Origin of the sequence: Luteimonas panaciterrae (genome assembly GCF_020511115.1) — a bacterium.
Lineage (GTDB): Bacteria > Pseudomonadota > Gammaproteobacteria > Xanthomonadales > Xanthomonadaceae > Luteimonas > Luteimonas panaciterrae.
Window position 1 is genome coordinate 1 of record NZ_JAJAVH010000022.1, and the last position, 10616, is coordinate 10616.

General features: G+C 65.5%; 10 protein-coding genes and 1 pseudogene. 6 read left to right on the top strand and 5 right to left on the bottom strand.

The window, feature by feature from the left end:
• On the bottom strand, window positions 1-334 hold a 334-nt coding region (locus LG367_RS18780), incomplete at its 3' end, for a hypothetical protein (RefSeq protein ID WP_425491006.1).
• Window positions 335-515: 181 nt separating this feature from the next.
• A pseudogene (locus tag LG367_RS18785) lies at window positions 516-677 on the bottom strand (hypothetical protein); the annotation flags it as partial.
• 53 nt (window positions 678-730) lie between these two features.
• Here LG367_RS18785 and LG367_RS17595 point away from each other — a divergent pair.
• From LG367_RS17595 to LG367_RS17610, 4 genes are all read left to right on the top strand, one after another.
• Window positions 731-3016: a response regulator gene (locus tag LG367_RS17595; protein WP_226470586.1), complete on the top strand. Its 2286-nt coding sequence runs from the start codon at window positions 731-733 to the stop codon at window positions 3014-3016.
• A gap of 79 nt (window positions 3017-3095) precedes the next feature.
• A complete protein-coding gene (locus LG367_RS17600) occupies window positions 3096-4946 on the top strand; it encodes a chemotaxis protein CheB (RefSeq protein ID WP_226470577.1) in 1851 nt (616 codons plus the stop codon).
• 14 nt (window positions 4947-4960) lie between these two features.
• A complete protein-coding gene (locus LG367_RS17605; RefSeq protein ID WP_226470578.1) occupies window positions 4961-5449 on the top strand; it encodes a chemotaxis protein CheW in 489 nt (162 codons plus the stop codon).
• A 25-nt stretch (window positions 5450-5474) separates the two neighbouring features.
• Window positions 5475-6593, top strand: coding sequence for an acyltransferase family protein (locus LG367_RS17610; RefSeq protein ID WP_226470579.1), 1119 nt, complete (start codon window positions 5475-5477; stop codon window positions 6591-6593).
• 9 nt (window positions 6594-6602) lie between these two features.
• On the opposite strand, the gene LG367_RS17615 is transcribed toward LG367_RS17610, so the two are convergent.
• Together LG367_RS17615 and bioA are read right to left on the bottom strand one after the other, a co-directional pair.
• Window positions 6603-7355 carry a 16S rRNA (uracil(1498)-N(3))-methyltransferase gene (locus LG367_RS17615; protein ID WP_226470580.1) on the bottom strand — a complete coding sequence of 251 codons (753 nt, stop codon included), beginning with the start codon at window positions 7353-7355 and terminating at the stop codon, window positions 6603-6605.
• Window positions 7346-8764, bottom strand: coding sequence for an adenosylmethionine--8-amino-7-oxononanoate transaminase (gene bioA / locus LG367_RS17620; protein WP_226470581.1), 1419 nt, complete (start codon window positions 8762-8764; stop codon window positions 7346-7348). The genes LG367_RS17615 and bioA overlap by 10 nt, the downstream gene beginning before the upstream one ends.
• 38 nt (window positions 8765-8802) lie before the next feature.
• On the opposite strand from bioA, the gene nudE reads away from it, so the two are divergent.
• Both nudE and cysQ read left to right on the top strand, forming a co-directional pair.
• Window positions 8803-9360 (top strand): ADP compounds hydrolase NudE, encoded by a 558-nt coding sequence (nudE, locus tag LG367_RS17625; RefSeq protein ID WP_226470582.1) that lies wholly within the window; start codon window positions 8803-8805, stop codon window positions 9358-9360.
• Window positions 9347-10162, top strand: coding sequence for a 3'(2'),5'-bisphosphate nucleotidase CysQ (cysQ, locus tag LG367_RS17630; protein ID WP_226470583.1), 816 nt, complete (start codon window positions 9347-9349; stop codon window positions 10160-10162). The genes nudE and cysQ overlap by 14 nt, the downstream gene beginning before the upstream one ends.
• 156 nt (window positions 10163-10318) lie before the next feature.
• Here cysQ and LG367_RS17635 read toward each other — a convergent pair.
• Window positions 10319-10616, bottom strand: a 298-nt coding sequence (locus LG367_RS17635; RefSeq protein WP_226470584.1) for a hypothetical protein, incomplete at its 5' end; no start/stop codon positions are given.

Here is a 10616-nt window from a genome sequence, read left to right on the forward strand (position 1 = left end):
CGAAGCCGAACGTCTCGAAGCCGAACGTCTCGAAGCCGAGCGCCTCGAAGCCGAGCGCCTCGAAGCCGAACGACTCGAAGCCGAACGACTCGAAGCCGAACGACTCGAAGCCGAACGCCTCGAAGCCGAACGTCTCGAAGCCGAACGTCTCGAAGCGGCGCGTGCGGAAGCCGCCCGCATCGCCGAGGAAGAAGCGAAGCAATCCGCTCGCTTGGAAGACGAGCATGCGGAAGCCGAACGCATCGCACACGAACAGGCACTGGCCGAGGAGCGCGAAAAGGCGGCCCGTCTCGAAGCTGAGCGCCTCGAGATCGAGCGCCGAGAGTTCCAGCACCTGGAATCCGGCTTGCTCGAAGCAGAGCGTATCGAGGCCGAGCGGTTCGAAGCGGCTCGTTTCGCTGCCGAACAACTCGAAGTTTCACAACTCGAGGCCGCGCGTGCGGAAGCCGCTCGCATCGCCGAGGAAGAAGCGAAGGAATCCGCGCGCCTGGAAGCCGAGCGCGCCGAAGCCGAACGCCTCGAAGCCGAACGCCTCGAAGCCGAACGTCTCGAAGCCGAACGTCTCGGCGCCGAACTCGCACAAGCCTCCCTCGTCGCCGCCGAAGCGGAACCGCTGCAGCACGAGGACCAGGAAGCGGAGAACATCGTCCTGGAGGCACCACCGGAGCCCGAAGCATCCGTCGCCTCGGATCAGGACGACCTGCTGGACTTCACCGGTCTCGACGCCGAACTGGTCGACCTCTTCGTCGAAGAAGCCGGCGATCTGCTCGATCACGCCGACGGCCTGCTCGCGCAATTGCGCGAGGCACCCGGCGAGCGCGAACCGGTGATCGGCCTGCAGCGCGATCTGCACACACTCAAGGGCAGCGCGCGCATGGCCGGCATCATGGCCGTGGGCGATCTGGGCCATGCGATGGAATCGCTGCTCGAGGCGGCGGCGGAACAACAGCTCGAACTCGGCAGGGGGGGCATCCCGCTGCTGGAGCGCGGTTTCGACCGGCTCCACGCGATGATCACCCGCATCGGCGCGCATCGCACGATCGAGGCGGAAGACGCGCTGATCGCCGAATTCAACGCCCGCGCGTTCGGTCACGTCGCGGAGGAATCGACCGAAATTGCGTCGGACCCGCAAACCAGGCTCAAGCCACTCTCGGCGCCGATCCGGGATGGTGCCGAGGACGAAGGCGTCACCACGCGCGCGCCACAGGAGCAGGTGCGCATTCGCGCCGACCTGCTGGATCGCCTGGTCAACTACGCCGGCGAGGTGGCGATCTATCGCGCCCGTCTCGAACAGCAGCTGGGTGCGTTCCGCGGCGCCATGGGCGAAATGGCGCAGACCAACACGCGTCTACGCGATCAGCTGCGCCGCCTCGATATTGAAACCGAAGCGCAGATCATCGCCCGCTACCAGCGCGAGCATGAAGTCGCCGACCAAACCTTCGATCCGCTCGAGCTCGACCGCTTCTCGACGCTGCAGCAGCTTTCGCGCGCGTTGAGCGAATCGGCGGCCGACATGTCGAGCTTGCAGGGCACGCTCGACGACCTGATCCGCCAGTACGAAACCCTGCTGCTGCAGCAGTCGCGCGTGAGCTCGGAACTGCAGGAAGGCCTCATGCGCACGCGCATGGTGCCGTTCGACGCGCTCGTGCCACGGCTGCGCCGCGTGCTGCGCCAGGCGGCGTCGGAAACCGGCAAGCACGTCCAGCTCAAGCTCGACGGCACGCAGGGCGAACTCGATCGCAACGTGCTGGAGCGCATGACCGCGCCGCTCGAACACATGCTGCGCAACGCGGTCGCGCACGGTCTGGAAACACCGGCGCTCCGCCGCGACGCGGGCAAGCCCGAGGAAGGCACGGTCCGCATCGCGATGCGCCGCGAAGGTTCGGAAGTGGTGCTCGAGATCGGCGATGACGGCCGTGGACTCGATCGCGAGGCGATCCGCCGTCGCGGCGAGGAACGCGGCCTGATCCGCGCCGACGCCGTGCTCAGCGATGGCGATCTCAACGTGCTGATCCTGGAGTCGGGCTTCTCCACGGCCGACGAAGTCAGCCATCTGGCCGGCCGCGGTGTCGGCATGGACGTGGTGGCGAGCGAAGTGCGCCAGCTCGGCGGCGCGCTCGACATTGCTTCGCGGAATGGCGAGGGCACGAGCTTTACCCTGCGCCTGCCGCAGACGCTCGCCGTCACGCAGGCGGTATTCGTCAAGATCGGCGAGACCAATTTCGCGGTGCCGATCGCTTCGGTGCGCGGTGTCGGACGCATCTCCCGTGATGCCTTCGAACAGTCCGGCGCCAGCTATCGCTACGGCGACGAGGACTATCACGTCCACGATCTCGGCCAGCTGATCGGGCAGCCGCCGGCGCGCGCCGAAGGCCAGCTGCAGATGCCGCTGCTGTTGATCCGCTCGGGTGAATTGCGTGCGGCGATCGCGGTCGATCAGATCGTGGGCAACCGCGAGATCGTGGTGAAGCCGGTCGGCCCGCAGGTCGCTTCGATTCCGGGCATTTTCGGCGCCACCATCATGGGCGACGGCGGTGTCGTGGTGATTCTCGACATCGCGCCGCTGGTGCGCCGCCAGGCCGTGCAGCCGCGCGACACCAAGCCGGCCGCGCCGGCGGCGGTCTCGCACCGCGTGCCGCTGGTGATGGTGGTGGACGACTCGGTCACGATGCGCAAGGTCACAGGCCGCATCCTCGAACGCCACAACTTCGAGGTCATGGTGGCGCGCGACGGCATCGACGCGCTGGAGCACATGGTCGAGCGCGTGCCCGACCTGATGCTGCTCGATATCGAAATGCCGCGCATGGACGGTTACGAACTCGCGATCCAGATGAAGAGCGAGCCGCGCCTGCGCGATGTGCCGATCGTGATGATCACCTCGCGTACCGGCGAGAAGCATCGCCAGCGCGCGATCGAGATCGGCGTGGAACGTTATCTCGGCAAGCCGTACCAGGAGAACGAACTGGTGCGCAATGTCTATGAACTCCTCAAGCTGCAACGGCACGACAATGAATGAGCAACCGAATACTGCAGGGGCGTTCGGGGGGCATGTCGGTGGATCCGCCGATGCCATCCGTGGCGAGATTGCTTCGGTCGTGAGCGTTCCGCTCCAGCCGCCGTCGGCTCTCGCACCGGACACGCATGAGCCGGTGATTCTCGCCGGCGCAACCGATCCGATCCGCGTGGCGCTGCTCGCATCCGCGGGCGAGGCGCGCGACCGTCTGGGCGCCGCGCTCGCCGACGCGGGCGCGCAGGTGACGCTGGTGGCCGATCTGGCATCGATCGATACCGAGCAGGTGAGGGCCGCGGAACCGCGCGCACTGCTGGTCGCGCTCGAACCGGCGGCCTACGATGAGCTGGATCGCTTGTATCAGCTGCTGGCGGATCCGTCGCTGATCGTGATTTTCGAAGAGGCCGAACTCGTCTCGCATCGCGTGGGTTGGGATGCGGCGCGCTGGATACGCCATCTTGGTGCCAAGTTGCGTCGTCACGGTGAAGTGTTGCCTCCGAATCTTGGAAGGCAGGAAGAGGAAACGCGACTTCCGGAACGCGCATCGCAAGATACGGTTGCCGTTGTCGACACGATCGTGGCGGACGCGGCGCCGCTGGAAGAAGCGGCGCGTGTCGAAATCACCGACACGATCGAAATTCAGGAAACGACCGAGTCGCCGGTGACGATCGCGGAAGATCAGGTGCAAGCGATCGAAACCGCGGAGCAGGCGGCGCAGGATGATTTGAGTCAGTCCGTGATCGTCGGCGAGGCCGAGCCATCAGAGTCGCTCGAATCAACGGTGATTGCCGAAGACCGGTCGGAAACGATCGAAGTTGCGGAGCCGGTCGAGCTGCCGGTGGTCGCCGCGGAGGATCAAGAGCAGACGGTCGATGTCGTCGAACCGGCACAGGACGATGCCGATCTCGCCGAAATCGTCGACGTGGCTGTCGAGCAACCGCAAGCCGACGAAGAAATCGTGGAGCTGTCGGCGCAAGCGGAGCCGGAGCAGGAAGCAGAGCTGGCACCGCCGACGCTTCTGGAAGTGGCAAGCGTCGAAGATGTGGACTCCATGATCGAGTTCGACGCATCGGAAGCCGTCACGCCGCGCCCGGATTTCACGCCGCTGCCGCTGGTCGATGTCGACGCCTTGTTCGCATCGTTCTCCGAGCCCGCCGCGCAGCGTGAGCCGGATGTGGTGCGGGAACATGCAGTCGTCAGTACTCCGCAACAAGCGCCGGTCGAAACGGCGGAGGTCATCGACAGCAGCCAGTGGGCGCTGGTGGATGACGACGAGGCATCCGCACAGTCGCCGCTTGTCGCCGAAGCAGAAGCTCCGGCTGATGTCGCGCATGAACTTGAAGTCCTGGAAGAACGGATTTCAGGACTGTCACTCGCCGACACCGATAGTTACGGAAATGGACCGCCGCGCGGCGCGGTGGTGGTAGAGGCCGGACTCGGTGGACCCGATGCCGTGCGTCAGCTGCTGGCCGCGCTTCCGGAAACGTTCTCGCGTCCGATCCTGGTGCGACTGCAATTGGACGGTGGCCGCTACGACCGCCTCGTCAGGCAGATGGAACGCGTCGCGAAGCTGCCGGTCGCGCTGGCGGCGTCCGAGCGGCCGGCGAGTCCCGGTACCGTGTATTTCATGGCGCCGGGACTCTCGCTGCAGCGGAAGGGGATGGAGCTGTCGTTCGTCGATGGCGCGCCCGATGCGCCGTCGGAATTCCTGGCCGCGCTGCCCGGTGAGGATTCGGCCCATCTGTTTCTCAGCGGCAGTGATCCCACACGCATCGACAGCGCGATGGCGCACATCGAAGCGCGCGGCCTGGTCGCGGCGCAGACCACGGATGGCTGCTACGACAGCACCGCGCCCGCCGCGTTGATCGCGCGCGGCGCCGTCGCCGGAACGCCGGCCGAACTCGCCGCGCGCCTTATCGAGCGTTGGCCTTCCTGATGAGCACTGCGTACATGACCGCTCCAGGCCAAGACATCCGCGGCGTGCTGATCCAGGTGGAGGGCGCGCGCCTGTTGCTGCCCAACGCCAGCGTTTCCGAAGTGCTGTCGTATGCGACGCCGGAGCCGGTCGACAACGCGCCCGACTGGCTGCTCGGCCGTATCCGTTGGCGTGGCTGGTCGGTGCCGCTGGTGTCGTTCTCCCGTTTCGCTGGCCTGGCGGAGGAGAGCGGTAGCCTGGCCAACAAGGTGGCGGTGCTGAAGGCGCTCGGCGGAAACGCCAGACAGCCGCATTTCGCGTTCCTGACGCAGGGATTCCCCCGCCTGGTGACGGTGACGCGGCAGGCGTTGCTGGAGGACGGAAACGATCTCCCGCTACCCCCAGGCGTGCGGATGCGCGTGCATCTTGGAGACGATGCGGCGTTGATCCCGGACGTTGATTACGTGGAAGAGGTGATTCGCGCCGCGATGGATACCGGAGGCACGGCGCGGGTCGGGACCTGACCAGACCAAACGACAGGGACGTGGAATGCGGTCGTCTTCGGGCGAGTACTTCATCGCGCTGGACCATGTGCGTGCGCTGGCCATGCTGGTCGCGTTCGCCTGGCATTTCCTGCACGGGCCTTTAGGTCCGGTTCCGCACGATTACGCGCCAACGATCTTTCCCCTGGCGCTGCTTGATGAGGGACATACCGGCGTCGCCATCTTCATGACGTTGAGCGGCTACCTCTTCGCCAAGCTGCTGGACGGACAGCAGGTGCGGTATGGCGTCTTTTTCTGGAACCGCTTCGTCCGCCTCGCACCATTGCTGATCGCGGTGGTGGGAGGGATCACCCTCTACAGATATTTCACCGATCCCGATTTCGGCATCTATTTGTCGATGATCAAGAGGGGCTGGATCGAGCCGACCCTGCCGAACGGCGCCTGGTCGGTGGTGATCGAGATGCATTTCTATCTGATGTTGCCGATCGTCCTGCTCCTGTTCAAGCGTTCGCGGTTCTGGCTGCTGCTGATCGTGCTACTGGCGATCCTGCTGCGCCTGCACCTGTACGCCACCCGTGGCGAAATCCAGACCTTGAGTTATTTCACGCTGATCGGACGCATCGATCAGTTCATGCTGGGAATCCTCGCTTTCGGATCGAGCGCTCTCCTCCGCGGCAGGCATTGGCTGGCTGGTGCCGTGGCGATCGTGTTCCTGGGCTTCTACTGGTATTTCGATCGTATCGGCGGGTTCATGCTCAATCCCGCCTATCCCTCCACGAGTCCGCTCTGGGTCGTACTGCCGACGCTAGAAGGAATGGCGTACGCAATCCTTATCGGCTACTACGACAATACCTATCGGCCGCGCGCCGACGGGATTTCGGGATGGGTGGCCCGATATGGCGCGTATTCGTATTCCATCTATCTGCTCCACTTCTTCTTCGTGTACAGGATGGCGGCATTCATCCATACCAGGATCATGGATATTTCGAATTTCTACGTGGCATGCGCGTGGATGATCGTTTGCTTCGCGCTGATGCTTCCGGTGGGCTATCTCAGTTACAGGTTCCTGGAATCGCCGTTCCTGAAATACCGGCGGAAGTACCTGTTGCCCGGCGGCCAAAGGCCAATTGCCCAGGCCGTTCCCGCCGGCGAGGGCGCGAACTGAAGCCGTCGGTCAGGCCGGAACGGCCTGAGAAAGATCACCGAAGCGCGATTGCAACGCGGCGATCGCGGCGATGCCCGCGGTTTCCGTGCGCAGGATGCGCGGGCCCAGGCGCAACCCGATGAAGCCGGCGTCCGCCAAGGAGGCGCGATCACGTGGCGACCAGCCGCCTTCCGGGCCGATTGCGATCACCAGAGGATTGTCACCCGGTGCCTGCAGCGAGTGGATCGAGTCGCGCGCATCGGGATCGAGCATCAGACGAAGGCTGTCACCCGGCAGCGCCGACAGTGCGGCAGTCAGGCTTTGCGGCGTCGCGACCTCGGGCACGCGCGCGCGCCAACTCTGTTCGCAGGCCGAGATCACCACGCTGCGCCAGTGCGCGAGCCGCTTGCCGGCGCGGTCGGCGTCGAGTTTCACTTCGCTGCGGTCGCTGCTGACCGGCACGAAAGCGGCGACGCCGAGTTCGGTCGCCTTCTGCAAAATCCAGTCCATCTTCTCGCCGCGGGCGATGCCTTGCACGAGCACGATGCGCAGTGGTGATTCATTGGTGACATCGCGCGCGGCGACGATCTCGACTTCGGCGCCGCGCTTATCCGCGGACACGATGCGCGCGTCGTAGTCGCGGCCTTCGCCATTGAACAACACGCAGGTATCGCCAACGCCGAAACGCAGTACGCGCACGAGATGCGCCGCCGCACTTTCCGGCAGCGCAAGCCGCATGCCGACGGACAGCGGACCTTCGACATAAGCCCGGTTCACGCGCATGCGACGGCCTCCCGGATGGCATCCTGCGTGGTCTGCGCGAGCAGTGCCAGTTGCGCGTCGTCGATGCAGTACGGCGGCATCCAGTACAGGATGTCGCCGAGCGGGCGCAGCAGGACGCCACGTGCGAGCGCGGCGCGGTAGGCGCGCAATCCGATGCGCAGCGCCGGGTCGAACGGAGTGTGCTTGTCGCCGTCGCGAGTCAGTTCGAACGCGACGATCATGCCGGCCTGGCGCACGTCCGCCACGTGCGGAAGTTGGGCCAGCGGCGCGGCGAGCGCCGCCATTCTGGCCGCCGTGCGCTGGTTGCGCGCGAGCACGTCGTCGGACTCGAAGATGTCGAGCGAGGCCAGCGCCGCCGCGCAGGCCAGCGGATTGCCGGTGTAGCTGTGCGAATGCAGGAAGGCGCGTTCGCGGGAATCGTCGAGGAAGCCGTCGTAGAGCGTCTGCGTCGCCAGCACGGCGGCGAGCGGCAGGAAACCGCCAGTCAGCCCTTTCGAGAGGCAGAGCAGATCGGGCATGACACCGGATTGCTCGCTCGCGAACAGCGTGCCGGTGCGGCCGAAGCCGACGGCGATCTCGTCGGCGATCAGGAAGATGCCGTGCACGTCGCACAGTTCGCGGGCACGCTTGAGGTAGACCGGGTCGTGCATGCGCATGCCGCCGGCGCATTGCACGCGCGGCTCCAGGATCAATGCGCAGATTTCCCCCGCGTGTTCGTCGAGCAGGCGCGCCAACGCATCGGCTGCGTCCTCGGCGCAAGCGGCCGCGCTCTGGCCGCCGCGCGCCAGATAGGCGTCCGGCGAAGGCGCGAACAGCGCTTCCGTCAGCAGCGGCGCGTAGACGCGGCGATACAGCGGAATGTCGCCGACCGACAACGCGCCGATCGTTTCGCCGTGATAGCCGTTCTCCAGCGCCACGAACTTGGTCCGCCGCGGTTCGTCGCCGCGATTGCGGAACCAGTGGAAGGCCATCTTCAAGGCCACTTCCACGCCGGCCGATCCGTTGTCGGCGTAGAACACCTTGGACAACGGCGCGCGCCCGGCCTGACGCGGCGCCAGGGCGAGCAGGCGTTCGGCCAGTTCCACCGCCGGAGGATGTGAGCAGCCGGCGAGGATCACCTGCTCCAGCGTGCGCGCCTGCTGGGCGATGGCGTCGGCGATGCGCGGTTCGGCGTGTCCGTGGAGGTTAGTCCACCAGCTGCTCACCGCATCGAGCGTGCGGCTGCCGTCGTGGCCGATCAGCCAGGCGCCGTCGCCGCGCGCCACCGGCAGCAACGGCAAGGTGTCCGGCCCTTGAGCGACATGATGCTCGCGCATCTGCGTGCAGGGATGCCACAGCACCGCGAGGTCGCGTGCCCGCCAGTGGTCGGGGTCGTTTAGAATCGATGCATCGTGAGGACTCTTTTCCATGCACCGATTATCGCCTCTGCCGGCACGGAGCGCCGCGCATGAGTGAACGCCGCCTGCCCACCATCCATGCCATCACCGAGCAGGAGGCGGGGCCATACAAGATGGAATTCCTCGACCTGGAGTTCGGCAACGGCGAGCGCCGCCGCTACGAACGGCTGATGGGGCGGGGCCACGGCGCCGTGGTCGTCGTGCCGATGCTGGACGCGGAAACAGCACTGCTGGTGCGCGAATACGCCGCCGGCGTCCACCGCTACGAGCTGGGCCTGGTCAAGGGCCGCATCGATGCCGGCGAGACACCGGAGCAGGCCGCCAATCGCGAACTGATGGAAGAGGCGGGCTACGGCGCGCGTTCCCTGCGAGTGCTGCGCTCGATCAGCCTGTCACCGGTCTACATGAACCACCAGACCCATCTGGTGCTGGCGCGCGATCTCTACCCGCAGCGCTTGCCCGGCGATGAGCCGGAAGAGCTGGAAGTGGTGCCCTGGAAACTCGCCGATCTGCATCAGCTGATCCTGCGCGAGGATTTCTCCGAAGGCCGCTCGATCGCGGCCCTGTTCATCACTCGCGAATATCTGGCGCACCATGACGACGAGTGACGCCCTGGACGATGCCCTGCGCGAAGGCGTGATCGCCATCGCGCACGAGGCCGCGGCGGCGATCCTGGGGGTCTACGACACTGCGTTCGACGTCGAGCGCAAGGCGGACGACAGTCCACTCACCGCCGCCGATCTGGCCGCGCATCGCTGCATCGTCGAGGGGCTGGAACGGCTGACGCCGGACATTCCCGTGCTGTCGGAGGAGTCGGCCGAGGATGTGCCGTCCGTCGTGCGCCGCACCTGGTCGACGTTGTGGCTGGTCGATCCGCTCGATGGCACCCGCGAGTTCGTCAAGCGCAATGGCGAGTTCACAGTGAACATCGCGCTGATCCGGGAAGGCGAACCTGTGTTTGGTGTGATCCAGGCGCCGGTCACCGGGCAGCTGTGGCATGGCGAGCGCGGGCAGGGTGCCTTCCGGCGCGATGGTGAAGAAGCCGGAGACGTTCGGTTGCAGACGCGGCGGCCGGCGCTCGCGCCGTTGCGCGTGGCCGGGAGTCGATCGCATCGGGATCCGCGCAGCGATGCGTTTATGGGGCGGATCGGCGAAGTTGAGCCGGTGGCGCTGGGGTCCTCGCTCAAGTTCTGCCGGTTGGCCGAAGGCGGGATGGATGTGTATCCGCGCTTTGGGCCAACGAGCGAGTGGGATACGGCGGCGGGGCAGGCGATTCTGGAAGCTGCTGGTGGCGCCGTGATCGATCCGCGGGGGCGGGCATTGCGGTACAACCAGCGGGATACGTTGCTCAATGGGGATTTCATTGCGTTGGGGGATTCGGGGTTGCCGTGGCGGGATTGGTTGGGCTGAGGGGTTTTTGCTCGTCATTCCAGCGGAGGCCGGGGTTTTAACAGCCGGATGGCTGGTCATCCAGCCGTTCGCTTGATCGTCGTCCCAGCGGAAGCTGGGATCCATTTTGCTGTTGCTTCTGCCGTGACCAAGTCAAAGTCCAAAGCGTTTCGTCCGCTACGCGGCCGAGTTCATTTCTTTTGGTAAGCCCCAAAAGAAACGAACCAAAGAAAAACGCTTTCCCCGGCGAAGCAATCCCATAGATTCATTGCTATCAGGATTTTTCGACTCGCCATCCATGGCTCGGTCGAAAAACGGCGCACATCCCTGTGCGCCGCCCTCCGGGTCTCTGGTTGTAAAGGGGCTCAAGCTTTTTTCAGAAGCAGAAAGGCGAGGCAAAGCCGAGCAAAGCTTTTGCTCTTGGCTGCTAAGAATCTTTGCGAGCCGCGATGTGCCTAGACCCGAAGGGCGGCGG